This is a genomic window from Rahnella perminowiae, from assembly GCF_019049695.1.
GTDB classification, from domain to species: domain Bacteria; phylum Pseudomonadota; class Gammaproteobacteria; order Enterobacterales; family Enterobacteriaceae; genus Rahnella; species Rahnella perminowiae.
In genome coordinates, this window is record NZ_JAFMOT010000144.1 from 1 (window position 1) to 26,372 (window position 26,372).

General features: G+C 50.7%; 19 protein-coding genes. All 19 read right to left on the reverse strand.

What is annotated here, in order from left to right:
* Positions 1-122: 122 nt before the first annotated feature.
* A complete protein-coding gene (locus J1781_RS01820) occupies positions 123-308 on the reverse strand; it encodes a hypothetical protein (RefSeq protein ID WP_238483451.1) in 186 nt (61 codons plus the stop codon).
* Positions 308-3,046 (reverse strand): type VI secretion system Vgr family protein, encoded by a 2,739-nt coding sequence (locus J1781_RS01825; RefSeq protein WP_217219304.1) that lies wholly within the window; start codon positions 3,044-3,046, stop codon positions 308-310. Before J1781_RS01825 ends, J1781_RS01820 begins: the two co-directional genes overlap by 1 nt.
* 24 nt (positions 3,047-3,070) lie before the next feature.
* Entirely contained in the window at positions 3,071-4,672 is a 1,602-nt protein-coding gene (gene tssA / locus J1781_RS01830; RefSeq protein ID WP_217219301.1) for a type VI secretion system protein TssA, read from the reverse strand.
* Entirely contained in the window at positions 4,672-8,088 is a 3,417-nt protein-coding gene (locus tag J1781_RS01835; RefSeq protein ID WP_217233125.1) for an ImcF-related family protein, read from the reverse strand. The genes tssA and J1781_RS01835 overlap by 1 nt, the downstream gene beginning before the upstream one ends.
* The gene (locus J1781_RS01840; protein WP_217138928.1) at positions 8,072-9,235 is read right to left on the reverse strand and encodes a KPHS_23130 family T6SS system protein; all 1,164 of its coding nucleotides are present in this window, start codon (positions 9,233-9,235) and stop codon (positions 8,072-8,074) included. Before J1781_RS01840 ends, J1781_RS01835 begins: the two co-directional genes overlap by 17 nt.
* Before the next feature lie 3 nt (positions 9,236-9,238).
* Positions 9,239-9,505 carry a PAAR domain-containing protein gene (locus J1781_RS01845; RefSeq protein ID WP_129953516.1) on the reverse strand — a complete coding sequence of 89 codons (267 nt, stop codon included), beginning with the start codon at positions 9,503-9,505 and terminating at the stop codon, positions 9,239-9,241.
* Positions 9,506-9,924: 419 nt separating this feature from the next.
* Entirely contained in the window at positions 9,925-10,689 is a 765-nt protein-coding gene (locus J1781_RS01850) for a hypothetical protein (protein WP_217233126.1), read from the reverse strand.
* Positions 10,682-12,682, reverse strand: a complete 2,001-nt coding sequence (locus J1781_RS01855) for a Tle2 family T6SS lipase effector (RefSeq protein ID WP_217233127.1) — start codon at positions 12,680-12,682, stop codon at positions 10,682-10,684. The genes J1781_RS01850 and J1781_RS01855 overlap by 8 nt, the downstream gene beginning before the upstream one ends.
* 470 nt (positions 12,683-13,152) lie before the next feature.
* Positions 13,153-13,293: a hypothetical protein gene (locus J1781_RS01860; protein ID WP_217138924.1), complete on the reverse strand. Its 141-nt coding sequence runs from the start codon at positions 13,291-13,293 to the stop codon at positions 13,153-13,155.
* Between the two features lie 13 nt (positions 13,294-13,306).
* Positions 13,307-15,859, reverse strand: a complete 2,553-nt coding sequence (locus J1781_RS01865; protein WP_217233128.1) for a DUF2345 domain-containing protein — start codon at positions 15,857-15,859, stop codon at positions 13,307-13,309.
* Positions 15,860-15,940: 81 nt separating this feature from the next.
* Positions 15,941-16,282, reverse strand: coding sequence for a putative T6SS immunity periplasmic lipoprotein (locus J1781_RS01870; protein WP_217138922.1), 342 nt, complete (start codon positions 16,280-16,282; stop codon positions 15,941-15,943).
* The gene (locus tag J1781_RS01875; protein ID WP_129991032.1) at positions 16,279-16,824 is read right to left on the reverse strand and encodes a type IV secretion protein Rhs; all 546 of its coding nucleotides are present in this window, start codon (positions 16,822-16,824) and stop codon (positions 16,279-16,281) included. Before J1781_RS01875 ends, J1781_RS01870 begins: the two co-directional genes overlap by 4 nt.
* A 23-nt stretch (positions 16,825-16,847) precedes the next feature.
* Positions 16,848-19,523 carry a type VI secretion system ATPase TssH gene (gene tssH / locus J1781_RS01880; protein WP_217233129.1) on the reverse strand — a complete coding sequence of 892 codons (2,676 nt, stop codon included), beginning with the start codon at positions 19,521-19,523 and terminating at the stop codon, positions 16,848-16,850.
* 161 nt (positions 19,524-19,684) lie between these two features.
* Entirely contained in the window at positions 19,685-20,176 is a 492-nt protein-coding gene (gene hcp, locus J1781_RS01885) for a type VI secretion system effector Hcp (RefSeq protein ID WP_129953524.1), read from the reverse strand.
* A 31-nt stretch (positions 20,177-20,207) separates the two neighbouring features.
* Complete coding sequence (locus J1781_RS01890; protein WP_217219308.1) at positions 20,208-21,902, reverse strand: OmpA family protein; 1,695 nt, start codon at positions 21,900-21,902, stop codon at positions 20,208-20,210.
* 3 nt (positions 21,903-21,905) lie between these two features.
* Complete coding sequence (tssL, locus tag J1781_RS01895; protein ID WP_129991029.1) at positions 21,906-22,559, reverse strand: type VI secretion system protein TssL, short form; 654 nt, start codon at positions 22,557-22,559, stop codon at positions 21,906-21,908.
* Positions 22,556-23,893 carry a type VI secretion system baseplate subunit TssK gene (gene tssK, locus J1781_RS01900; protein WP_129991028.1) on the reverse strand — a complete coding sequence of 446 codons (1,338 nt, stop codon included), beginning with the start codon at positions 23,891-23,893 and terminating at the stop codon, positions 22,556-22,558. The genes tssL and tssK overlap by 4 nt, the downstream gene beginning before the upstream one ends.
* 11 nt (positions 23,894-23,904) lie before the next feature.
* Complete coding sequence (gene tssC / locus J1781_RS01905; protein ID WP_129953528.1) at positions 23,905-25,452, reverse strand: type VI secretion system contractile sheath large subunit; 1,548 nt, start codon at positions 25,450-25,452, stop codon at positions 23,905-23,907.
* Between the two features lie 31 nt (positions 25,453-25,483).
* Positions 25,484-25,978 (reverse strand): type VI secretion system contractile sheath small subunit, encoded by a 495-nt coding sequence (gene tssB / locus J1781_RS01910; protein WP_129953529.1) that lies wholly within the window; start codon positions 25,976-25,978, stop codon positions 25,484-25,486.
* Between the last annotated feature and the right edge of the window lie 394 nt (positions 25,979-26,372).

The following is a 26,372-nucleotide window of genomic DNA, read 5'->3' on the forward strand; positions in this document are numbered from 1 at the left end:
TTCAGCCTCGCGGAGGATACTGATGATCTGTTCGTCGGAAAAACGCTTCTTCATGGGGATGTCCTCATGTGGCTTATGAAGACATTACTAACATCGTGGTGTATTAATCAACGGGGAGCAGGTCAGGTCTTCTTGGCATTGGCGATGGCTTCATGCACTGCGCGGAAAGCTTCTTCGCCGTTGACCAAAGGCTTATAGGTCGCGGGAGCAGGCGGGAATTCAGTGCCTTCCACAAACCAGGGCGGAATGATGGTGCACTGACTGGTATCAACAACAGAGACGGGAGAAACAATATCATTTTGACTCATCAGTACTCTTCCTTATCACCGAAGCCATCCAGGAGTTCTTTATAAAGATTGCGGTGCTCGGTGTGTGAGGCTGGCGGGTTAATATCAGCGTCAGGCTGAGAGGTATGATGATGAAAACCCCGGTTCGCCAGTTCGCCTTGTTCCTGATTGCGATAAGCACTCACTACCGGGATCTGATAGTGAATGCCATTCGCCATTTCCAGCCGGTAACTTTGGGTTTGCGGCTTGTGCTCGATGTCGACTTTTCCGCTTTTATCCAGCACGCCTTTTTTCACTTCTGCATCATCGGCATACAGCGTGTACGGCATGCCTGCCCAGCTGGTATCCAGAGCATTAGGTGCCTGCGGTACGTTAATTCGCAAAGTCTGCGGAGGAATTTCGGCCTCTTCTTTATCTGATGGCATTTCAGTGTCAGCACTCGGGAAGCGAGGAAAGAGTTTATTCAAACTTGCCGGTCCCATCTTTTGCCAGTTGGTTGATTTAAACAGGATGTTTTGCGGATCAGCGATTTCAATGTTGCCGTCACTGAGTTTGATGTAGCCGCCGCCGCAGGTCAGGATCAGCTCTCTGGCGGCGGTGATAGTGACGGTGCTTTCCGTGCTGGTCACGGTGATGTCGTTTTTGGCCAGCGCCGATAATTCGTCACCCTGTGCCTGAATGTCGACTTTCCCTTTTCCGGCGAAGAGCTTTATGCCGGATTTTTGAGCAAACAAACTGATGCTTTCGCCTGCGGCGACGGTAAAGGATTTGCCGCTGCTGATGTCGATATTGCTACCCGACATAATTCCGACGCTTTGGCTGCCGGAGGCAAGGCGCACCGCAGACGGGCTGACGATACCAATGCCCTGGGGTGCGGACATCAGGATGCCCGCGGCTTTCAGCTTTTCCAGTGAAGCATTGAGCGCTTTCTGGCTGTCGGTATCGCCCGGTGTGGCTTTGGCGATTTCCGCCATCTTCGCCAGACTGCGTGCCAGCGTCAGCGCCTGTTCAAGCTGGACAATGGCTTCGTCCATCTCCAGTTGTTTACCACTTGCAGCAGGTTGTTCATCGGCGCTGATGAATATCCCTTTTCCGGCCCGAATTGCGCCCCATTCATCGGTGCGCAGTTCGAAGCCTTCACCGCGCAGCGCACGGCTGGCATCGACGCTATGCCCGAGGTTGAGCTGTGTCTTGCTGCCGTATTCCGTGCTGAGCTTGATATGTTCTTCGCCACGTTTGTCTTCCATCCGCAGCTTATTGTTGGCTGGCGTTCGGATGACGTTACGGGTGTTGTTTTGCTCCGTGACGTGGTCGGTGTGGCGTGAGTCATGCAGCGCATGCGCGATATACGGCCTGTCCGGATCGCCGTCGTGGAAGGCAATCGCCACTTCCGTGCCCTGTATCAGCGGGAAGTGGATACCATACTCGTCACCGCCATAAGGTCTGGCGAAGCGCACCGGCATACTTTCCTGACCCTGCGCTTTACCATCCAGGTCGGCATCGAATCTGACCCGATACAGCCCTGATGTATCCTGCCAGGCATAAATATCATTGGCTTTGGCGCTGGTGACACGCGCCATCAGGGTGCCGCTGACCACGGGACGGGGCAGCAGAGCAGGGCGCCAGCACAGGGTTTCATTGTAAGGTACCGCGTTGAGCCTGACTTTCAGGGCATTCTGGCGGCTGCCGCTGAAGTGGGTGTGGATCAATACGACCGCGGATGACAGCAATTCTGGCAGCGTTGAAGGGATCGCACGGTCGGTAATCGTCAGCACCTGCGCGGGTTGCAATGTGGCATCGTTACTAAAAAAGGAAAGGATTGTTTGTTGTGACAAAAAGCGTTCGTGGTCGAGGCGCGCCATAAAGTTGGCGGTTTCAGCCGCAGGGTCGGTTTTGTCGCCCGTTTCCGGATGGCGCGGTTTGTAGTGATACACCTCTCCGTAAGTGATGCTTTCGCCCGCTCCGCGGGTCATGTCTGCTCTGGCAGACTGTAAAACCCGCTGCGCCTCACGGTAGTTGTAATCTTTACTGGTGACGGATGCCTGAACTACGCTGTGCTGAATATTTACGCCCCAGACGGAGTCCGCACCGCTGTCGCTCATCCCGGACGGACTGTTCAGCGGCAGAGTTTTACCGAAATAGTAAGCACTTTGCTTATCGGCAAAGTGGATGATTTCAGTCTGCGCATCAGGTTGCAGGGTGAAGAAATAAAATATCCCCAGTTCAGAAAGCAGGCGCTCGATAAAGGCCAGATCGCTTTCCTGAAACTGGTTTATCTGTTCGCGCTTCGGGTATACCTGTTTCAGCGAAAATTCATACTCCCAGCCTTTGAGGCCGTGTTCGGTCAGCACCTGTTCAATAACGTCAGGAACGGATTTGTTCACAAAGAAGCGGTGTGTACGAAACTGATTTGCAAGCAGTGCCAGAAAGGGCTCAAGCGTTACCTGATATTGCACCTGATCCGCTGAGCCTGATATCCGGCTAAAATCCGTGATCACACCATGTACGATTTTTTGTGCAGACAGGCTTTCCAGCGGACCTGTGCCCATGGTGAACGTCGCCGGCTGGCGGAGTAGCTGGCGGGGGTCGATATCTTTTTCCGTACTGGTAAAGGTGAGGGTGTAGCGATAAAGCTGGCTCATGCCTTCGTTGCCGGTGAAACTCTCCATATCCAGCAAGGCCTGACAGGAAGGTACTGTCAGGCGATAACGGTTCAGGGTGGTTTTCGAGAGCGACAGCAGGTTTTGTGCAATATCCATCATGCGGGTATCTCCTTATATTTATTAGCCACACAACACCGCAGCACGTGCAGGATCAATAGCAATTAACCCCACCAGCAGATTCTCCATTTCACCATGCAGCCGCGATTTGTCGGTGTCTGCGCGCCCGGATTTCATGCGCAGGAGTTTCAGGCGTCTGGCTTTCACTTCAAACAGCAGTTCAGGTTCCCATTGCGTGAGGGTGAGCGTGGAGCCATTGCTGTCCAGTTCCCCCAGCAGATGCAGCGCCATGTCATTTTTGCCGTATTGCTCGGCAACGCGGGCCATCAGCAGACGTACCAACCATTGATGGCGGGGCGTGCGGGCACCGGGGCGGTTTTGCAGCCAGTTCAGGGCGGCTTCTACGCCGCTACTGTCAGCCTGTGCCAGCGCTTCCGGTTCAAGTTGCAGAATATCGTCATTGCCTGCTGTGGACGCCGATGCAGAGGGTTCGTTACCCCAGCTTTCCTGAAATGTCATAACCTGTTGGTTGATCCAATTCAGTGTGACTTCATCGGCGAACGGGGTGCCATCATCAAATGCCAGCCCTTCGAGACCGGGTAAGCGGGTGAGCATTCCGTTTAAATCCTGCTTAATGATGTCAGCCCAGGCTTCATAGGGTGCGCCCGCTTTGATCAGCGCCTGATGGAGATACCATTGCAAATCCAGCCAGAGATGATTCACGCCCTGAGCGAACAGGCTGTCTGTCTGCTCCAGCAACTCCAGCCAGCTTTGCTGCAGATAAAGTCGCTTGAGCAACGCGCGGTGTTCCGGTTTCGGAGGCGCCAGACGGGTCCGGCCATCAGCAGCAAGGGGAGGCAGTTCATGCACTGTATCCAGGCGGATGCTTTTAATCAGATGATGACCTGAGAGCCAGCCGGATGGCTGATCACGCAGGTATTGCGCCAGCAATCTGGCCTGTTCTAAGAGTTCACGCCCGGAGGTGACCGGCTTCAGTACCGGGGATTCTCCGGTTGCAGCTGAATGCTGAATGCTTGTAGTTCTGCTGTTTTGCGGAATGACAGCGTCAAAACCGCCGGACTGTGCAAGGCGGTTTTCCAGCGCGGCATAGAGTGCCCCAAACTGCGGTCGGGAGGATTGCTCCCACGTACTTAATCCTTGCTCAATTAAAGCCAGTGCGCCCACGATGCGGGAAAAATCAGCCTTATCCACTTCCGGGAACAGCGAGAGACTGTCGAGCATGCGTGAACCCGACAGCCATTCCAGCGAGGCTTTCCTGCTGGCTGGCCGCAACGGATGCAGGGTTTCACCAAAGCGTGAGATCAACCCGGCCAGCAGGGAAAGGCCATCGGCCAGCCCGGCTTCACCGTCGCGATGCAAGCGCGCCCAGATGTAATAGGTGGCAACGCGGACGTCCTTGCAGTGCGTGATGAGCAAATTTTCCGCCAGTTCGCAGGTCAGAGAAGTATCCGCGCCGGAAAGTTTGTTTACCTCTTCACGCATCTGCTGGAAGCTATCGTCATAACCCGGGTCTTCGCCAGTTGGCGCTTCTGCGGTTACCGGATGGAGCCAGTTATCCCAAAGCAAGGCTTGCTGTTGTGCCTGTGCTAACAGAGACGAAGTTTCAGCAGAACATGCATTCTGTAGGGTAATTAATGTGGACATTACGGCTCCTCAGCGACAGCGTCGGGATCAAAAGGTTTTTCTACAGAGGCAACCCGTGCCGCCTTAACCTGGAAAATCTGCGCGGGGAGAGTGAAGTTTCGCAATCTCAGCAACGCCAGCGGACCTTCACCCGCCTCCGTGCGCAGGGTGTAATTCAGCCGTCTGCCATCTGGTGCTTTCCAGGTGATGTTAAAGCTGCTGCTCACGCCCTGATACGGCGCAACGGCGGCTTTATCGAGCAGACGTATCAACCCCCAGGCACCCGGCAGATCGGCGAACTGACGTGTGCCTGCCTGTGTGCTTATCCAGCTCAGGCTTGCGCCGGGCGCTTCGGTATCATTCGGCCAGGTGAAGCGTTTCCACGTCGGAAGCTGGTTGTAATAGCTGAGTTTCTGACTGTCGATCACCAGATCTGTCTGCATGACATCTTTGGCTGTACCCGGACGCAGTTCAAAATGCACACCTGCTTCGCCGTTGGTGAAAACCACGTCAGACAGGTAGCTCAGGGTATCCAGGGCTTTCAGGAAGACAGGGCTGAAGGTCAGTCCTTGTGCATTGATACTGTCCGGCACCCAGTGGCTGCCTTCTTTGTGCAGGACGCCGTTCAGACGGGTTTGCAGGAAGCGGGCGATGCGACCGCTGTCGCTGTTGAGATAGCGGGCCATCAGCGGCAGTGACACTTCGCTGCTGGTATTTTTTAACGGATAACGACCACCGAATGCGCTGTTCCAGTCATTGACGATGGCTGTCTGCCATTGCGCGTTCAGACTTTCTGCCGCCGGGGTCAGAACTTGCTGCCACGCCTGCTCCATCGGCCGGACAAATATTGTCTGTCCGAATCCGCTCCATTCCTGACCCAGACTCGCGGCCACCAGACTGCCGTAATCGCGGGTTTCTGTCAGATCAACCGCTTTGCCCTGAAATACTGTCTGTGCCAGTGTTTGCGTCATTGCCTGCGGATCGGCGGCATTCACAACTTGCTGAAGTTTAAGACGCACCTGCGTAACCCGCGTCAGGAAGGTTTGCAGACTGAGACTGGCATTGCCTTGCCCACTGGCTTTCTTGTCCATCAATGTCAGTATCGGACCAAACGTCGCATTCAGCGGACCTTGTGCACCGGCCTGCTGATCTATGGCCGGTTGTTCATCACGGTTTAAGAGATTTTTTGCAGATTTCACCAGCGAGTCAGATAAAGCTTCGCCGCTTTGACCGGTTTTGCCTTGTATGTTAAGGGTATTCATCAGCGCCACCAGTGGCGACTGACGCACGTCCGCCATCAGGGTCAACTGATCGATAGCATCTGACAGTGTTTGTGCCTGTTGCCAGTGCAGACTGTTCAAGAAATCCAGCCAGCTTGCGGAGAAGTCTGCGAAATAGCGTTCTTTCAGGCGTGCCTGAAGTGCTTCAGGTGAATCCTGCTGCAACACGGCGGTTTTGTTGTCACTCAGCACCCAGTCCATTTCTTCACGTCGTCCATTGACCACTTTATCAATCGCCGGTTTGACGGACTCCTCCCAGGCTTTACGGGTGAACATGCCCGGCACCACGGCATCCGTGGTCAATATCTTTTCAGCATCCGTATCGCCAGCCATATCAGCCAGCGTCATATCTGCATACTGGTGAGCGACCTGTAGAAGCATTTTCTGATAAAGCGAGGATTCACTGTTACGGGCACCCATCATGCGAACCAGTAAGGTACGAACCTGACCGATAAGATTTTCATCTGCAGAAAGTTGCCATTCCGGATGACGGGAAAGGTTACGGCCATAAAAATCCAGCAGGGAAGGACCTTCTCCCTGCCATACACCATCCGGTGCTCCTTTGCGTTGCGGCCAGTCGCTCAGTAACGTTTTGCTGAACCATGCCGCATCCATTTTTTCAGGGCGTGACAGCATCAGGTAGAGCTTTAACTGGTCGTAAGCGGGCTTCACCAATGCATCCCGGCGCAGATCACCTGGTGGAAGACCGGTGAATGTGGTGAGCTTGTCTTCAAGGTACTGAGCGGCGGCGTCACGTAACAGAGGCATCGCACTGGCGGCATACTGTGGCCAAAGTGCAGCCAGCAGAGGATCATTCTGATTCAGTCCGAACCGGCTAAACCAGGGTGCATGCTGCTGGCGGTATTGAAGCCTGTCGAGCGTGTTTTGCAGTTCGCGCTGGGCTTTGAGTCGCAGTGGTAGCGCCTGCTTCACATCCGCAGCCTGTTTCACCTGCGCTTCGCTGGTATTAATCGTCTGGCGGTTAACGATAAAGGACATCACCATTCCCGCGCCCCATAACACCATCACACCTGCTGCAATCATGCCGCACGTTTTACCCCACGCGAACCCGAGCTTTTTGACCGCCAGCCCTGCGGGTAATGACGACAGTGAGCCGAGCAAAACATCCCAACGGTTATCCTTGCCCCAGTGATGTTTTACCGTGCGCTGTGCATTGACAGATGCCGGGCTGAACATGATGCCTGCAAGGGGAGAAGGGCGGTAAGGGTTGAGCAACGCGGCCACAGGTTCAGCAATAAAGTCCGGTTTATGTGCGAGTTGATCAGCAAGCTGCAACAAAAACAGATTCTGCCTGCTGACGCCGATTTGCTGCATGCCTTGTTCGATCAACGTCGGCACCAGCGCGGTAAGTTGTTTTCTCAGTTCATCCGGTTTGCAGGCGGCAGGCAGCAGGCAGCCCACAGGTTGCGTGATACGGGCTTTATTTTGATTTCCCGCTGAATGCAGTGACCACACGTACAACGGCAGTCGCCATCCCAGCAGATCAAAGCGAACTGAAAACGCTTTCGCGGCGCTATCCATCATGTCGGCAGAGAGAGGCGTTTGCGTCTGCAACTGACCATTCTCCGTATGCTGCGCCAGTGCAGATGTCACCCAAACCAGGCCATCCAGCGGGCGGCGGCGCAAATGGCGCAGTGCAACAAGCCATGCGCTGTCGGCCTGCGCGGCCAGATCGCCACCCCACAACAACACGGTGCCGCTGTCTTCCTGCCAGTATTGCGATGTCAGGCCGGGAGTCAGACGCTCAACATCGGCAGCGCTGCCGGTAAGCAGCAAAATACGGACTTTGTGTGACCAGAAGCGGCCGTAAGTCTGGCGCAGGGCTTCGCGGATTTCGGTTACCGTGACGTGGCGCGGCGGTGTTTGCAGCAGACGTTCTTCACTTCCCGGCAGGACGTTCTGTTTTTTTTCTTCTTCGCGGTGCATGAGTTGTTGCACCAGTCGCAGCAGCGCAGGGCCAAAACGCAGCACTGCTCCTAGCAAGCAGATCATCAGGAAGGCTGCGGCTTTTTTGCCGGTAGTATCGAGACCGAGTCGTTCCCCGTGATGCCAGACAGCCCATCCAATGAGGCTGAATACAGCCAGCAGCAGAACCGTCAGGCCCCCAAAACGCCAGAGCCTACTTAATACGCTCATCCCCACTCCCTGTTGCGATGGTGTAAACAAAATTTTCTGCTCCTGTTGTGGATAACGCTAACCAAGATTGTTGTCCGATATGAACAAAATCAGCCCCCAGCGCGAGGGTAAACCAGGGAGAGTAAGGTCCCTGAATGCCGCAATATGTTTCGACTGTCAGAATATTTTCTGCCTGCCATCGGGTGCCAACTGCATTTCCGATGGTGATAACTGCGGCGGAGGACGCGGTCCATTTTTGGTGATCACCCAGGACGCTAGTAGTCTGGCAAGCCTGCGTTTGTGTTGTAAGAAGCAATGTCAGCTCTTCGTTGAGATTATCCACATGCAGCGGCATAGGACGCAGTACACGGACGATGTGTGGCAGAGCATATTTTTGCGCGACATCATCACTGGTGAACAACAATGCGGCCAGACCGTCGGAATAACGTGTATCCCCGTGCATCTGCTTCACCAAAATCAACTGCACCGTAGATTCCGGTTGCCCGAGTCTTTCATCAAGTGACCGGAATGAAAGCTGATCGGTGATGTTCAGCGATGCAGGACGAAGGTTTTCAGGCGCACGGGTCTGCCAGCACTCATCAAACAGGGCGAATAATTTCTGCCTGCCTGATTCGGGTTCATCGGTTAATACCGTGACCTGAAGTGCTAACTCAGGGGGGAGTATCTGCAGGGCACTCTGAATACCTTCCAGCAACGTATTAATTACCGACTTGTTATCTTTCAAATAATCAATGTGGCGAACCAACCCCTGTTGCTGCGGTAAACCTCTCAGATTTTGTTGTAACAGTGCTGCTGAAATACTGTCCGGTAGCATCACGCAACTTGCGGATACTGCGATATAACGTTCTGCCCACGCGGTCCATTGTTGCTGAGCGTGTTCAGCCTCACGCTGGAAGAACTGGAAACGCTCCATTTCGCGGCCATAAAGATAACCACAGGTACTGAAAGTCAGTATCCAGAGCACGACGGGAATCAGCGCGAATAACCAGATATTGATCGGTTTCAGCACGCTTAGTGATCCGGAAGCATGTAAAACGAATAGCAACACACTGGCAATCACCGCCAGCACACCACTGATTAACCAGCCGCCGGAAGAAGGAGGTGAGGGTTGTTCAGTCGTAAAGGGTTTTTGACGTTCCCAGCCCATGACTTATCCTATTGCGCAATCCGGAGCACTGGAGATGACCTGACAACCGCAAAGGCATTTACAGCCATCCACCACAATGGCTTTACCGTCTGAGGACCATTCGGGTGAACCTTCTACAATAGGGTTAACACCGTGAAAGGGAACAGGGCAACTGACTTTGTCACCTATTAAGGCGACAGGTTTTCCGTTTACAATCATGGTTGAAGAGGCTGAAATAACAGAGCCACCGTGTGTGGTTTTATCGCCGAGTAATACGAAACCTTTTGGCATGAGAATTCCTTTTATTTGAGGTTTAAGTAATATTGATGAAATAACGTTAAAGGTAATTTAAATATGCGAATTTTAAATTTTGTCTTGATTTATTTTTTGGTCGGGAGGAACTGCGCAATACTATTTAATATTCTTGAGGTTGGTTTTCTCGTAAAATGCCCACGACGGAGCTAATAAATATAATATCCCTAAATCCTACTTCTCATTCATGCATTTATGAGAAATATACCTGACCTCAAGTGGAAAGGGTTTGTATAATGTGAAGGTTTTTTGATTTCCACATTAACCCATTGGGTATCAGAGGGTGGTGATAAGCTACGGTCTGCTGTAACTGCGCAGCCACTGTTTGATAAAATAGATAGAAAGGCTATTAATTTTTTTGATTTGTTGTTCATTTTGGAGTTCCTTTAAGTTATCAATTATTTAACCTTCATTTTATCAACCAAATCAAAATTAGGAAAAAGCGTTCTTTCAGGCGCGGTTGTTCCATTTGGATAAACTATTTTAGGGTAACTTCCCTTGGTTTTTTTTTCCAAGCCAATAAATTTTACCACTTTACTTTCATCCAATTGTGGTTTGAATATAATCTCGCTCAAATTAAAAGCTCGTAGTGAGATAAAATTTTCCTTTCCTAATAATGAAAGGCTATTCTCCTTTTTACCTAATTTCCGCTCTCTTATATAAGGGAAATATTTTGGAGAGAGGTTTAAGTTGCCATAAACAGAAGAGAATTGTCCATTCCTAGATGCATCATCATCAAATGCAATAGTAGCCCCCACGGCGGTACCTGTTACCAAATCTTTCCCGAGGTGTGTGGCATCAATATATTCAATCCCCAGATTAAATGCACTCAACGTCCAGTTGCAGGATCCACCACCGGTCATCGCAATCTTTGCCTTCCAGAGATCATTGTCTCCCTGCTGCACCGGGATTTTAATGACGTTATAGCTAGGTTCGGTAATGACAGAACCATCAACACCGCTAATTCTTTTTTTCATACATTTATGAGAGATATACCTGACCTCAAGTGGAAACGGTTTTGTATAAGGTGACGGGTTTTGAACTTCCACATTAACCCATTGAGTATCTGAGGGTGGAGACAATGTTTTATCCGTTGCTCTGGCGCAACTACTTAAAACAAGAACTGAAACACAGCTCGCCAGAACATTGAGTCGCTTATGCATTTTCAATTTCCTCTTCCCCATAATGAGCAAAACGTTCCAGGGAATCTTTTCCATTTTTAATTTTCAGGGTAGACAGTAAGGTCTTTTCCAACATAGTTTCCAACGTCAGGAAGTTGATGTTTCTTTCAGACTCATTTTTTGGAATTTCAAAACTTTCTTCTGACATTTGTTCTACAAATTTTTTGACATTCTCTTTGTGCTCTGTGAAATGCTTATCCTTACTCAGACCTTTGTCATCTATTAACTCAAGAAGTTTATTATTGATATAGGGCATATAGGCGGTCATAAAATGATCACCAAAGGTGAGGTCTGCACCCCTGTTGGGGTTTTTCCCCTCAGGGAAGTACTTCGCTAAATCTTCTTGTGTGAGGGAGTTGATAAATCCTTTCTGATCTTGCCCTGCTTCCTGAGCGACCTTTTCGGCCAGTGCTGGCACCAGATAGAGTTTGGTTTTTACTGGCATTCGGCTTTTTAATGTTATGCAACCGGCAGCTACAGGATAAGTTCTTTTGCAATCTTTCCATTCCCTGCTCTGCGTGGTTGTAAGAAATACAACAGGGTTACCGTGGTGCCAGAAGCAATCGCCCCATTGCTTTATTTGCCAGGCTGGTAATTCAATAAGGGAAGACCATAGTCCCCCCAGAACGCCACCGACAGGTCCCCACAGTTCGTATAAGTAATTATCCACGTTTGCTTCTGGTGGCACGGCAGGGACGGGATCGTTGTCATTGACATGTCGAAAGTGAATGAGATCTGATAATAGTGCTATGGAATCTCTGGTAAAGGTGCGCGGCATTCCATAACTGTAAAAAACAGGGTTGTAATCTTTAAGAAATGCCGAATTTATTAGCGCTAATGCCCCGCCAAGACTATGGCCACAAATAAAAAGATCCAAACGTTCCGATAAATCATTTAAAATTTCAAACTTTTCTTTAAACTTAGCCCCAATTCTACTGTATCCATTCCAAAATCCTTCATGCACTTTCCCTTTTGGGAATAGCGTAGCGCATTGTACTTTATTTATCTCGCAAGTTTCAGTATTAACGGGGCGAAATACTAAATCTGTTCCAACATCATATAAACCTGCAGTCCCTCTCCACGATATAATCATTTTATCGTTGTTATAAGCGTAAAAAAGTTGTGTATCGCCATTTCCTGCAATTGACGGTTTCTCTTCACCATTCTCACCATAACCTCCCGATGTATCTCTCGAAGTATCCATAAAAACTGGGGGATGATAACGCTCGCTGAAAGGAACATCATGAGCCAGCGTGTTCGTGATATAATTTCCTTTGCGCAATTGCGGTAATTTAAACAAATCCTGGCATTGAGTCAGGAAGAAGCGGCTAATTGAAGCCGTGTCAAACATACTATCATCCGCATAGGCCAGTGACGCTGCGGCCCCTAAATTAATGGCATTCGCCATAGAATAATCTTTCTGATGATGCAAAACCAGTTCCCAGGCTCTGAAAGGACAAATCTCAATGACATGCCGTTGTTCAAGCTCATTGGTTCTTATTTTAAAACCTTTAAGTGATTTATCTGCAGGGAAATGGAATGGAGGCGGAAAAGGCTCACCGTCTCGCCGTTCAATATCCGGTACTGTCCGGCATAATTCACCTATAACCGCGTAGTGCCAGATATGCCCGTTTTCCTCAGCATCATTGCGTACGGTAGAATCATTGGGTTCACGGCTAACCCGCAGTGAGCGTTGTTCCATCTCTTTAACCAGCGGTTGGGCATCGATAAATAATCTTAGTTCGCTGCCATAGCGAGGCTCTATTCTTATCAGGCCAGTTGCATCGCTGGTCCCGTTGAGTTCTTTCTCATAACCTCCTGGCGTTGCGCTGTTTTCTGCCTGCCATGGCATATTGGCGACGGCTTTTCCTTCTTCGTCTACCAATTGTATTTCAACCCAATAGGGTTTCTGCTTACCAGTATAGGCATCATGATTTTTAGGAGATGCCGAAGTGTATGCCTGTTGCGTTGCCATAGATTATGTCGCTCCATGTTTGTTATTGTAATTTCCGTTTCATTTCTAAACGCTTTTTTGTGCAACTTTTAATGAATATACTTTGATCATTTCTGAAACAATGACTGCTAAAATTAAAACTAGCACACTGCTAATACCGAGGCTTTTGAATAGCCAGGGAAGAAAAGACAACGATGGCGTGAGCAATAACAGGCGGAAAGGTATTTGCAAATAAATTAGAAAATTAACCCCTTTCCATTTCTTAACTAGAACAATAACCGAGAATATAATAGAAACATTAAGAAGAAGGGATGTGGAAAATATAACAACTGATGAAGTTCCATGCTCAGGGTAAATTTTGCTAAAGGAGAGAATGTCATCTATAAGAGGAATTCTCCCTTGTTGTATATTCAGCCAGACAAATCTCACTATGTATAAAAAATCCATTGCTGCCCAGAATAATTAGATGTTATTAAATTTATTTTTCATACTTATTTTCCTTTGCTTTCATAGATATCATCAGCCATTACAGGCTGCCAGTGCCAGGATTTCCCTTCAGGAGCCCAGTTATCATCACCCTCAAGGTAGGTCTGGGTGAAGATCTTTTGTTTACCGTATTTATAGGTAGTCATAGCTTACTTTAACCTAATGTCCGGGACCTTCAGTGGGGATCTCATCAGGGAAACCTACCTGCATACTGGTTGGGGTAATTGAATTTATATCAGCCGTCTTTCCTGCTGTGTCTGAGAATCCTTCAAATATTTCACCTTCACCTGTGGTGATTTTATATTTTGTGAAGGGCTTTATTTGCCCGGATTCAGGATCTTTAAGAGTAAATCCTCCGCTATAACCTTTTGGGAATTCAAACTTAGGAGAGTCGAGACTTGAGGAGCCCATTTTCTGTACATTAGCGGCTTTCAAAAAAATATTACCCGGCGCACCCAGCTCGATATTACCATCGCTAATCTTGATGTAGGCCCCTGCGCAGTTAAGTATCAATTCCTGGCTGGCATTCACCGTCACTTTTCCTTCCTTGCTGGTGATAGCCACATCTTTTTGAGCTGAGGCAGCGAGTTCATCGGCCTGTGCTTGAATATCGACTTTGCCATTACCGGCAAAAAACTGCATTCCTGTATTCTGTGCAAAGAGGCTTACGGAATCCCGGGCTGAAACAGTGAAGGATTTACCGCTGCTTATATCCGTGTTTCTGCCCGAAACCACGGCAACGCTTTCATTGCCGGATGCCACGCGTATGGCTTTTGGACTTACGAGGCCAATGCCGTCCGGGGCTGTTATGACAATACCCGGAGCTTTCATCTTGCTGAGGGACTTATTCAGTGTCTGCTGGAAATCTGTATCACCTGGAGTTGCCTTTGCTGTTTGTGCGGCTTTCGACATGCTCCTGGCCAGAGTGAGCGCTTGTTCAAGCTGGGCTATTGCATCGTCCATTTCCAGCATTTGACCGCTGGCTCCCGGCTGCGTATCTGCCGTGATAAAAATCCCTTTCCCGCCGCGTATCGCTCCCCATTTATCCGTTCTCAGCTCAAACCCTTCACCGCGCTGTCCGCGTTTAGCATCCACATTATGCCCAAGGTTCAGCTGGGTTTTACCCCCATATTCGGTGCTGAGTTTGATGTGTTCTTCGCCGCGCTTATCTTCCATGCGCAGTTTGTTATTTGCAGGCGTGCGGATGACGTTGCGGGTGTTGTTTTTCTCGGTGACGTGATCGGTATGACGTGAATCATGAAGCGCGTGCGCGATATACGGGCGATCAGGGTCACCGTCGTGGAACGCGATCGCCACTTCAGTGCCCTGGATCAGCGGGAAGTGGATACCATAGACATCGCCGCCATAAGGTTTGGCGAGGCGGACGGGCATGCTTTCCTGACCCTGCGCCTTTTCATCCTGATCAGCATCGAATTTGACGCGATATAACCCCGCAGCATCTTGCCAGGCATAGATGTCGTTGGCTTTTGCGCTTGTGACGCGTGCCATCATCGTACCGCTGACTTTAGGACGCGGTTTAAGAGCAGGGCGCCAGCACAGGGTTTCGCTGTAGGGGGCAGCGGTAAAGTTCACCGATAATGAAGTCGCCCTGCTTCCGGCAAAACGTAAACCAGTGATGACGACGGGCGATTGCCAGACTGCCGGAAGGGTAGGTGGCAGAGTGCTTTCCTGGACAGTGAGCACTTGTAGCAGGACCAACGTCGCATCCGTGCTACTTCCACTCAGTTGGGTTTGTGCTGCTAAAAAACGCTCATGCTCAAGACGTGCCCAAAAGTTGCCGCTTTCCGGTGCGGGTGTCATTGCGTCACCGCGAACTAAATGGCGGGGCTGGTACTGGTAGACATCCCCATAAGTGATGCCATCACCGTCACCCCGGCTCATATCTGCCCGTGCGGAAACCAGTGAAAGCTGGGCTTCCCGATGGTTATAATCTTTAGCCAGTACCGACGCCTCGACAACCTGATGGCGCAGTGCCAGACCCCATACCGCTTCGACGCCGTTATCATTCATCCCAGCCGGATTACCCAATGGCAATGTCTTACCAAACTGGTAGCAACTTTGTTTATCGCCAAATACCACTATCTCGGTTTGTGTGTCTTCCTGAAGCGTGAAGGTATAGAAAATCCCTACTTCGGCCAATAAACGCTCGATAAACGCCCGATCACTTTCATCAAATTGGTTAATTTGTTCACGCTTCGGATAGCTCAGTTTTAAATTGAACTGAAACTCCCATCCTTTGAAGTTGTGTTCGCGCAGAATCTGTTCAACAACCTCAGGGATGGATTTTTGGAGAAAGAATCGATGTGAGCGCTTCTGATTACCTAAAAGTGCGAAGAAGGGTTCAACGGTAATCTGATAATGGGCTTCATCCGCTGAGCCTGTCAGACGGGTGAAATGAGTCACCACGCCATGTACGACTTTTTGCACGTGCGGCATCGACATACCTGGAACCAAAACCCCTGCGGTTTGCATCGTCAGCGTTGTGCTACGCCTTAACATCGTTTTCGCATCAATATCTTTATTGGCGCAGGTGAAATCGATTTTGTAACGATACCCGTAACTTATTTCTTCCTGTCCCGTAAAAGACTCCACGTCGAGATACACATCACAGCTCTGAACATCGAGTCGGTAACGATTCAGGCTTCCGGAGAGCGAATTAGCTGTATCGGTTAATGTATCGATAATATTCATTTTGCATCCTTCTGCATTACCCTGAGTCAGCAAATCATGCTCCGGTAATATGTGTCCTTTGAATGATTAAATTGGCAGGAACTATTTAGCTATAAACGTAGCCGCAAACACTTCTCTACTTCCGTTTTGGGTGTCAATGACTGAAAAGCTCACGTTATATTCATTATTAGCGATAAATGCATAGCCCATTAAAGGTAAGCAGCTATTTCTGGCATATATTTTTTCAGTGAAATTGACAATAAACTCATTCGATTCCCCTGTTTTTTGTATTTTCATCCGTTCGAAGACCGCGTTTTCATCTGTCTCCGAGGAATATACGCACACTTGTCCGTCAGACTGTTCTACTTCAGCGATATCCCAAGGGATCCTGTCACCCAGGCATCCGGTGAGCAGAAAAACAAGCATTAATATTGTTATCTTCATAGTGCCTCCGGTGACGGAAATGAACCCAGAATGCTCTCATACATACGTATAAGATCGACATCAGCATAATAACTGTCTTTATTAATAAAGTTATTGCCCCACAGTCCTTGCCAGGTGCTATATCCCATATCCCGCAACACATAATAATCTGAGACAATAGAGGCTTGTTGTTCCATGGAATAGTCAGACAGACGGTTTTTAGTTAAATCATAATGATAATTTGCAGCCCAACTGAATAGTCCGCGAAGTTTAACCAGCATGCCATGCTGATACTGCCAGACGTGGCAGAGTTCATGTAAAAAAACATGCCTGCTGTCTATGCTTATTCTGTCTGATGAAAAGTCAGCGTAATAATAGCCTTCCCGGAAATAAACCTCTCCGTTTGGCGTCATGGCGACATTCTTCGCCTGTAAACCGAACGGAAGGTAGCTGCCGCAATGGATCCAGACTGTTGAGTAGTTGATCTGTTCGCCGTAAAGCGTTTGCGCTAATCTGACTTCCCCCGGAGTCATTCTCCTGAGCTGTCCTTCTCCGCCTGACATATACGTTTCCTTTAAAGTGAAAATCATAATACGTATTGGAGTGAAAGCGTTTCCTGGTCGTCAAATTCCAGCGTAATCCCGTCTTCCTCATCCCAGCCCAGTGCCAGCGCGGTGGTGCGCTGTTGCCCGGCTATGCGTTGCAGTAATTGCTGGCTGAGCACCGGCAGGACCTGCTGATTAAGCAGGCTGTCGATGTTGCGCGCACCGGTATCAGGCAGCAGGCAGGCACCGACCAGCGTGTCGTACAGGCTTTCTTCGATGGTACAGCGCAGGCCGTAATATTTGCTCAGACGTCTGGCGACTTGCGCCAGTTTCATCTCGACGATAGTGCGCATGGCCGCAGCGTTCAGCGGTTTATAAATCAGCGTCTGGAAGCGGGCGAGCAGCGCGGGCTGGAAATGATCGCGCAGGATCGGGCGCAGCAATTCCTGCAAATCGCTGTCGGTCGCTTCCGGTTGTTCATCCAGGAGTTGCATCAGGTGGTCGCTGCCGAGGTTGGCGGTCATCAGGATCACGGTGTTACGGAAGTCGATTTCGCGTCCTTCGCCGTCGCGCATAAAACCGCGGTCGAACACCTGATAGAACAGATTGATGACGTCACGGTGCGCTTTTTCCACTTCATCGAGCAGGACGACGCTGTAAGGACGTTTGCGTACGGCTTCCGTCAAAATGCCACCCTGCCCGTAACCGACGTAGCCCGGAGGTGAGCCTTTTAGCTGGGAAACGGTATGTGCTTCCTGATATTCACTGAGGTTGATGGTGATCAGCGATTTTTCGCCGCCGAACAGGCAGTCGGCAAGCGAGAGAGCTGTTTCTGTTTTACCTACGCCGCTCGGGCCGACCAGCAGGAATACGCCCAGCGGGCCGTCCTCAGACGTCAGGCCGGTTTTGGCGGCACGCAGACGCTGTGCCATGCCGGCCAGCGCATGATCCTGGCCTACGACGCGCTTATTGAGATTTTTTTCCAGCTGCAGCAAATCGGTTTGTTCGTCTTTCAGCAGGCTGGTCAGCGGTACGCCGGCCCAGTCTGCAATCACTGTCGCAACGGTACGCACATCAACATCCGGCGATAGCAGCGGGATGTTGCACTGTAAATCAGTGAGTTGCTTTTGCAGGCTGGCAATTTCTTCCTGACGGCTGATGTCCTGACGGGTCTCCAGCAGTTGCTGTGTGAGGTCCTTTTCCGCGTGGTACTGAGCAGTCAGTATATTAAGTTGTTCGTCTAAGCTGTCGGTCTGTTGTTCAATCTGTTCCAGACGTTCACCGTGGGTTTTACTGCCCAGTACGATGTCTTCCAGCAATGCCTGCTCTTCCATTTCCAGCGCGGTGATCTGTGCCTTCAGGCGGGTCAGGTCTTCCGGCAGGGTATCCAGGCTCATGCGCACCCGGGCGGAGGCGGTGTCGAGCAGATCGACGGCTTTGTCGGGTAACTGGCGGCCGGTAATGTAGCGGCGGGATAGACTGACGGCGGCTTTCACCGCGTCGTCAGTAATATGGACACCATGATGTTGGGCATAACGGGATTTCAGACCGCGCAGCATCAGGCACGCCATCTCGTCATCCGGTTCATCGACTTTGACTATCTGGAAGCGGCGCTCCAGAGCCGCATCACGCTCAAAATACTGCTTATATTCAGACCATGTGGTAGCGGCAATGGTACGCAGTTCGCCGCGGGCGAGGGCAGGTTTAAGCAGATTAGCGGCATCCGCACCACCGGCCTGATTACCTGCTCCGATAATGGTGTGCGCTTCATCGATAAACAGCAGTACCGGCGACGGCGACTGTTGCACGGCATTGATGACGTTTTTCAGGCGCTGCTCAAACTCGCCTTTCACACCGGCTCCCGCCTGCAACAGACCCAAATCCAGCGTACGCAGACAGACGGTTTTGAGGCTCTCCGGCACATTGCCTTCCGCAATGCGTAAGGCCAGGCCTTCAACCAGTGCGGTTTTCCCTACGCCCGGTTCGCCGACCAGAATCGGATTGTTTTTACGGCGGCGGGACAGAATATCCACCATCTGACGAATTTCATTGTCGCGACCAAATACCGGGTCAATCTGACCGGCTTTGGCTTTTGCGGTGACATCCAGCGTAAATTTATTCAGTGCGGCCTGCAGCGCTTCGCTTAATGACTGACCACGCATACCCGCATCAAGTTGCGAAATAGCAGCATTATCGGAGAGCGATGACGGCGTACGGTTCAGGCTTTCCTGCTGCTGTAGCGCCGTGCGCTCTTCGGACAAAGTATCCAGCACCGGTTTCAGGCGACGGATATGTTCTTCGCTCAGGCTGAACAGCGGCCATAATCCTTCACAACGCAGCAGGCGCGGCTGCGCCATCAGTGCCTCCAGCAGATGTACACTGCGGATGTTCTCATTGTCATCTTGTAGTGATGCAGCCAGCCAGCCCGCTTTCATCAGCATTTGCAGATCCGGAGAAAGTTGCGGGCGGGAATGTACAGAGCGTGGCAGCGCATCAAGATGTGCCAACAGGCTTTGCCACAAGGCGTCCATATCCCACTCGTAGCGGCGGGCCAGTACGGTAATGTCACCTTCGCCCAGTTCCAGCAATTTGAGCAGCCAGTGCTCGACAGTGATTTCACTGTGGGCTCGGGTCTGGCAGAGCGTTGCGGCGCCCTCCAGCGCTTTGGCACAATATGGGTTTAAGCGGCGAAGTAATACGGCTGACTGATGTTCCATGCTGAGTTCCTTTTTTGGGTACGCTACCGCCCTTAGCCATTTCCGTTGCAGGAAACCCAGGCCCATAAGGTCGATGTCCGTTTCTGTTTTTGTTTGCTTCATCCTCAGGCAGCGGTTCAGCAAACAAAAACAGCAGACGGTGAACCGTCTGCTGTAAGGTCTTACGCGGTAGTACGTTCGTTCCACGAATCGGAATGAATGATGTTGCCGTCTTTGTAGGTCCAGGTGATTTTTTCGTAACGCAGCTCAATAGCTTCGAGGTGGTTGTGTTTCTCTTTAGCCGGATCTTTTATGTCGTGCATTTTTGGCGCGACTTTCACCAGCTTGACGTTTTCCAGTTTGGTGTTGAAATACTCAACTTCCTGCCCTGCGTCGTTGATGCGATACCACTTGAACTCAGCAGATTTCAGGGTCTGACCGGTGGTCACGGCTTTGTACAGGTAGGGGCTGGAGGAATCGATTTCTTTGGTAAACAGGAATGGGGTGTGAATACGGGTACCTGTCAGTTTGCCGGTGTTGTTATCGGTCGGGATATACAGGTTGTGATCCTGTGCAACGACTTCGATGCTGCCTTCGCGATCTCTTACGTCTACGGAACCTTTAATGTCCGCACCGCCATCATCTTTCAGCCACAGATAAACAGGAATTGCCATGGGTAGTTCTCCTTTCAAGGTTAAGCATTCATCAATCATTTGATGAATGTGGGGTTGCTGTTGCCTGACAGGCATCTGCCTGTGGCACCAGACTGATTTCGACACGGCGATTAGCCGCACGGCCTTCCGGGGTGTCGTTTGTTGCAATCGGGCGGGTTGCGCCGTAGCCCTGTACGGCAAAACAACTTTCCGGAATGTCGCCGGTCTCTCGCATCCAGTTGCGTACTGACTCTGCACGCCGGTACGAGAGGAGTTGGTTGGATTTTTCATCCCCCGTAATATCGGTATGACCTGCTACCACGATCAGCCAACCCGGCTTAGCTTTGATTCCAACCAGCGCGTTGATCAACACTTTGGTGGAACCCGTTTTGAGCTCAGATTTACTCACGTCAAATAGCGACAGGGAATCTAACAGGATAGTTTTCGGTCCCTGCACAATTTGCGTAAGTACTTGCGGTGGTGGCGGAGGTGGTGACCAGCTATTAATCGCGGCTTCAAGCGGCGCAATCAGCCGCATACCCTGATATAAACCCACTGACATGCGCATCGGCGCTCCGCTGCGTAACCATTCATCCAGCAAACTGGCGTCAGCACGGAGTTGCTGCTGTGCAACTGTTTTAGGTGATGGAGGAGTGCCACTGAGGCGGTTATACAGGGCAAGGTGATCGCCCACGCTTTGTACCAGACGCTGGTTATTAACAAACGATGCGAGAAGCGCAAACAGGAGGAAAACACCACACAGCAAACCTGCTAACTGCCAGACCTGCATAAGACGAGAGACGCCATGACGGCGTGGCAGATAAGGCAACAACACTTCCGGCAATGGCAGACATTCCTTCACCTCGTGAACGTGAGGTGTGAGTGTGGTAATGCCATCTATATGACCCTGCCACAGATTGTCCGGGCTACCGGTGACGAGGGTAAAACAAGCTCCCCAGACGCAGGGGATCAGGGCAGGGACATCGCCTTGTCGCTGAGTGAGGATGTTGCCTACGTGAGTTTCAAGCCACGGCAACAGGCTCTCCATCCAGAAGACAGCGCTTAACTTTTCCTGACTGTTTCGTGCATCTGATCGCTGGCTCCATTCCACAAGTGATATAACACCGGCACCGGCTTCCTGGACCTGAACATCTTTAAAGTCAGGCGTGATGGTGAACCAGCGTTCAGTTTCAGTGGCGGATGCCGAGGGAGGCGAGAGCCATGTGCTGATCCAAACGGGAGGAACTCCTGCCAGCCAGCTTTTACATTGCACAATAGCCCGGTGCCAGACATGTAGCCTCTGTGTTAAATCATCCTTTTCCTGATGTTGTTCAGGCAAAATGGCAAGCAACACAGAAACCTGAGCAATAAGCGCCGGACGCTCCGCTGCCAGATGTTTCGCCAGTAACGGCAGATCTTCCGGCAATGCGACCGGCAGATACCACCCCTGACGCGTTTCACGGAAGGGGATGGATACGGAGAACAGCGGCATACTGTCGCCACAAACCAGCACCACAGCGCCTTGAAAACCTTCAGGCGGGAGAATGGCATCTGCGATTTTTACTTGAGCAATTTCATCGCGGTTGTACCCGCGCCACTGAAAATAACCCATGGTGAGGCTGATGATCGACACAAGCATGCTTAGTACAATACGGCTGACGATGCCAAGCGGCCAAAAACCCAGAATGAGCCACAGGGACAAACAGGCAGCTAAAGGCAGCAATATTAACTGTGTTAATCCGCGCATCCGTCAGTGGTTCCCTGTCAGTTTAGAAACCATGTGCGTCAGCTGTGTGTTTAATACAAACCAGAGTGCAATCAGTATTACGATGCCCGCGACCCATGAGAACCAGTAGGTTTTGCGCCCTGAACGAAGGCGTAGTGAACGCGAAACGATCGGCGTTTCTTGTGCCGAGGCAAAAGGCGGTACTAACTGATTCAGTTTGCGCACAACGTCTTCCCTGCGCTCATCTCCTTGGTCCCGATAACGGCCAGCGAAGCCGAGCATCAGCGCCCGGTAAAAACAGGTTAGCACCGCGATATCCGGTGCTGGTTCCTGGAGTACCTTACGGATGCGTTCCCAAAACTCTTCCCCTGCATTGAACGTATTGAAATAACGTGCCTGCAACGGGTCTTTAATCCACTTCGTGTGGCCGCTGTCCTTTTTCTGACGATTGAGAATACTTTCATCAAGTAAAGCACACTGGGTATACAGCATATGGTCACAGCTGGTTTCGCTAAAACCGGCAGCTGACAGCGTCTCGTGCGCAGTGTCAATCCATTCACAGGCACGACGATAGAGGGCCTCTCCGTCATTAATTTCCTGCCCGTTACGCAACTGGCTGACCATTAGCCAGCAGGGATAAAATACTTCATCAATGAAAGACGTATTTTTTTTGCTCATGAGCGCAGCACCGCAAACAGTTCGAGTTTAATTTCGCCCAGCGAGCCGGGGGTATAAAAGGCACAGTTGCCTGAGTCCAGCATGGTCCGTGCAGCCGGGCTGTTCAGATCCAGGGCAAAATACTGGTTCTCTAGACGCAGCGGGATAGCCGCCGGGACGTGAGACAGCGCCTTCATTACCACTCCGTTCAGCGCCACATTGACTACGTCAGAAACATCCTCAAAGCTGCCTGCTTTACAAAGCAGGGGGAACTGGGTTTGCAACAGGTGGTTAGGAATGGAGGAGCGTACGGAAAGGTAGAAATCTGCACCGTCTCGCAGACGGGCATCGTGCAAGGAACCTGTCCAGAACTGAGCTTCATGTGTCAGCTCAATCGCGACCATACGGGATGGCAAGCTGGCTTCGAGCAAGGCATCCAGCAGGCTGAATAGCGGAGGGAAAACTTTCTCCGGCACATCATGCTGATACATAGGAATATCTTCAGCTTTATGCTCGAGAGAAAACGTTAGCAGACTGCCCGCCAGCCGCACCAGTTCACGATAGAATAGTTCGGGATGGCGGTCCGGAGACTGATAAAGCTCCATCAGAACCGGTTCCGCGCTGTTAAACGCATTCAGCAACCAGAATAAGGACACATCAGCCACTGCAAAGTCAGCCATCCGTTCATTGCTTTCACGGCGCATTTCCATCAGACGGCGACGGCGGATCTGCAGGCGATGGATCAAATCACCCAGTTCGGTCAACACTGTCGGACTGGAAGATAACGAAAGCATCGGCGGGATGAAATTCGCATCCTGCATCCACTGACCCTGCGCATTACGTACAAGACGTACGACAGGGCAGGTCAGATATGCACTGTTTTCCTGATACGCAAAACGCAGCGTGATCGCATGACGCTGGATCGCCAGTTCTGTCCGTTCATGCCCTGATAATTCTTGCACCGTCACCCATTCCTGCTGCCAGCGACGCGGCCGCTCACTGTCCTGACCATCATCAAGATTGCCGCCGTTGGCAGAAAGCAGCGGTAACGCCAGCACCACCTCTACCTGATCACGATCAGCAATTGCTGACAAATCACACGCAGGGGGGAGATTATCAGCCAGTTCAGTATCCACCAGCGTGCCGTCGGGAAAGCGAACCGCCAGACGAAGGGCATTCAGGCGAGACAGCGCCAACGAGCCAGTGTCGAAAGTCGCTTCAATAACACCCCAGGGATGGGCCAGCGTCATATGCGCAACAGTATCGGCGACAAAAGCTTCCCAGCGGGCTTGTTGCTGGAACTGTTGCGGGGCCAGAAAGGCCCCGTCACTCCATAACGGACGATAAATTTTCATCGTTTCTCCGTTTATGCCTTAGCCTTTGGCATCTGAGAAACCAACGACAGGTTCACGTCCATACCTTCCACCTGGAAGTGCGGTACGGCGTAAAGTTTTACGCGGAAGAAGCCCGGGTTGTCCTCGATATCTTCTACGGTCACTTTGGCATCACGCAGCGGGTGAGAAGCCTGCAGATCGTCGCCCGGATCGGTCATTTCAGTCACCAGTGTGCGGACCCAGGTATTCAGCTCCAGTTCCAGCAGACGGCGGTCTTTGGTGGTACCGATATTTTCGCGTTGAATCAGTTTCAGATAGTGCGCAATGCGGGACAGCAGGAAGATATACGGCAGACGGGCATTGATGCGGCTGTTTGCCGTGGCATCCGCAGTGTCATAGAGCGCCGGTTTTTGTGCCGAATTGGCAGAGAAGAAGCAGGAATAATCGCGGTTTTTATAGTAGGACAGCGGGATAAAGCCCAGATTAGCAAATTCAAACTCGCGGGTTTCCGGGATCATTACTTCAGACGGAATTTTCACCTGATTGCCGGTGCCCAGATCGTACAGGTGGATCGGCAGATCAGTCACTGCACCGCCTGCCTGTGGACCACGGATTTGTACACACCAGCCGTTTTTAATGAAGCTTTTCACCATATTGGCGGCAAACGCGAATGCCGCGTTGGTCCAGAGATATTTCTCATGGTCCGGGCCTTTCACTTCTTCAACATAGTTGAAACTGCGTACCGGTACGGTATCCGGACCATAAGGCAGGCGACCCAGCACGCGCGGCATGGTCAGACCGATATAGCGGGAATCATCGGAATCACGGAAGGATTTCCACTTGATGTATTCCGCCCGGTCAAAATAGTTGCCGATATCTTTAATTGCGGCGACTTCTTCCATGGAATCTTTCAGGAAGAATTTAGGGCCGACTGCGCCCACGAACGGCATATGCGCCGCCGCAGAGACTTTAGAAATATTACGCAGCAATGCGACATCTTGAGCTGACGCGTCAAACTCGTAATTGGAAATCACAGAACCGATAGGCTCGCCGCCCGGAGTGTCATATTCCTGAATGTAGGCATGGCGATACAGGCCGCTCTGAATGATTTCAGGGCAATCTTCGAAATCCTGACGCAGGTCGTCTTTGGAAACGTCCAGCAGTTCAATTTTGACGTTTTGGCGGAAATCGGTACGGTCCACCAGGAATTTCAGCCCACGCCAGCCGGATTCAATCTGCTGGAATTCCGGATGATGCATGACCACGTCTAACTGACGACTGATCTGGCTGTCGAGTTCGGCGATGTGATGGTCGAGCAGGGTTTTGTCCAGACGTTCAACATTCTGGCCGGACAGCTTGAGGCGTTCCAAAAATACCTGTACAGCGGCTGTGACACGCTGATCGGCGGTAACATCGGCCAGTGCAGACGTGTCCTGAAAATCGTTCAGGTCACCCAGTGACGACACAGGCGTCAGGTTAATTTTGTCAAACAGGGAAGCGTATACAGTGCCCGCTTCAGGGCGATCCAGAACGGTTGTCTGGCTGGAAGAAGAATTTTCAGTATTGACTGACATAAGCATTATCTCGCATTAATCCATTAAGTGGAGGCAATTACGCCTTTGGTGCCAGGGCATTCAGCTCACTGCGCAGCTCGTTGCTCAGCGCAGGATCTTTGAGAATGGTTTCGAGCTCTTTTCGGAAGGTGGCGTTGTCAAGCAGATTGGATTTGAGGTCACGTAATAAATTACGCATTGCCAGCATCGCGCGCAGTTGGGGGATCTGGCGGGCCACTTGTTCCGGTTCGAAATCTTTCATTTCGTTGAAATTGAGAGAGATATTTTCTTCGCCGTGGTCATCTGCCAGCGTATTTTCTACGGTCAGGTTCAGTGAGGGGCTGAATTCAGCCAATACGCTGTTAAAGTTATTCTTATTAATGTTAACTTTTTCGCGCTCAGATAACGGACGGTTCTCTTTTCCGTTACTGTAATCACCCATTACCATTAATTTTAACGGTAATTCGACTTTCTTCTGCGCGCCACCCGTGTGTAAATCCAGCTTTATGTTAACGCGCGCTTTCGGAATTTCATTCTGGAAACTATTAGACATGCTTATCCCTTACTTATAGAGTGATAAACGCTGCCAATGATTCTTAAAATATAATGTTGGCAACCCTGCCAAAACTGCATCCTTTTCCGAAAATAGATCGGAATAACTCAGGGCCACAAGCGATCAAAATATCCATGAGAAACATTTCGCAGTGTGTTTTGAATTTTTATGAAAAAGTTAAATCGCAGATAAATACCTGTGGCGATATTTTAGATAAATAATGCACAGCATTGACATGCAAATGGTGTAACTGAATGTTTCTGCTATCAAGGCGTGACATTGATGCTAATACCTTTTTATATATGCAAAATTCCCCCGCATTACCGTGCAGCCCTTGCAGGGTGAGGGTTTCACTAAGTCAAATTTTATATAATTTTTTGGTTGCTGCGAAAAG

Excerpts from the sequence above, each read along its gene's own strand:
- tssB (WP_129953529.1), bottom strand. The coding sequence starts at position 25,978 with ATGTCTAATAGTTTCCAGAATGAAATTCCGAAAGCGCGCGTTAACATA.
- J1781_RS01870 (WP_217138922.1), bottom strand. The coding sequence starts at position 16,282 with ATGAAGATAACAATATTAATGCTTGTTTTTCTGCTCACCGGATGCCTG.
- J1781_RS01835 (WP_217233125.1), bottom strand. The coding sequence starts at position 8,088 with ATGAGCGTATTAAGTAGGCTCTGGCGTTTTGGGGGCCTGACGGTTCTG.
- J1781_RS01850 (WP_217233126.1), bottom strand. The coding sequence starts at position 10,689 with ATGCATAAGCGACTCAATGTTCTGGCGAGCTGTGTTTCAGTTCTTGTT.
- J1781_RS01875 (WP_129991032.1), bottom strand. The coding sequence starts at position 16,824 with ATGTCAGGCGGAGAAGGACAGCTCAGGAGAATGACTCCGGGGGAAGTC.
- J1781_RS01855 (WP_217233127.1), bottom strand. The coding sequence starts at position 12,682 with ATGGCAACGCAACAGGCATACACTTCGGCATCTCCTAAAAATCATGAT.
- tssL (WP_129991029.1), bottom strand. The coding sequence starts at position 22,559 with ATGAGCAAAAAAAATACGTCTTTCATTGATGAAGTATTTTATCCCTGC.
- J1781_RS01860 (WP_217138924.1), bottom strand. The coding sequence starts at position 13,293 with ATGACTACCTATAAATACGGTAAACAAAAGATCTTCACCCAGACCTAC.
- J1781_RS01840 (WP_217138928.1), bottom strand. The coding sequence starts at position 9,235 with ATGGGCTGGGAACGTCAAAAACCCTTTACGACTGAACAACCCTCACCT.
- J1781_RS01825 (WP_217219304.1), bottom strand. The coding sequence starts at position 3,046 with ATGGATATTGCACAAAACCTGCTGTCGCTCTCGAAAACCACCCTGAAC.
- J1781_RS01890 (WP_217219308.1), bottom strand. The coding sequence starts at position 21,902 with ATGCGCGGATTAACACAGTTAATATTGCTGCCTTTAGCTGCCTGTTTG.
- J1781_RS01820 (WP_238483451.1), bottom strand. The coding sequence starts at position 308 with ATGAGTCAAAATGATATTGTTTCTCCCGTCTCTGTTGTTGATACCAGT.
- tssK (WP_129991028.1), bottom strand. The coding sequence starts at position 23,893 with ATGAAAATTTATCGTCCGTTATGGAGTGACGGGGCCTTTCTGGCCCCG.
- hcp (WP_129953524.1), bottom strand. The coding sequence starts at position 20,176 with ATGGCAATTCCTGTTTATCTGTGGCTGAAAGATGATGGCGGTGCGGAC.
- J1781_RS01845 (WP_129953516.1), bottom strand. The coding sequence starts at position 9,505 with ATGCCAAAAGGTTTCGTATTACTCGGCGATAAAACCACACACGGTGGC.
- tssC (WP_129953528.1), bottom strand. The coding sequence starts at position 25,452 with ATGCTTATGTCAGTCAATACTGAAAATTCTTCTTCCAGCCAGACAACC.
- J1781_RS01865 (WP_217233128.1), bottom strand. The coding sequence starts at position 15,859 with ATGAATATTATCGATACATTAACCGATACAGCTAATTCGCTCTCCGGA.
- tssH (WP_217233129.1), bottom strand. The coding sequence starts at position 19,523 with ATGGAACATCAGTCAGCCGTATTACTTCGCCGCTTAAACCCATATTGT.
- tssA (WP_217219301.1), bottom strand. The coding sequence starts at position 4,672 with ATGTCCACATTAATTACCCTACAGAATGCATGTTCTGCTGAAACTTCG.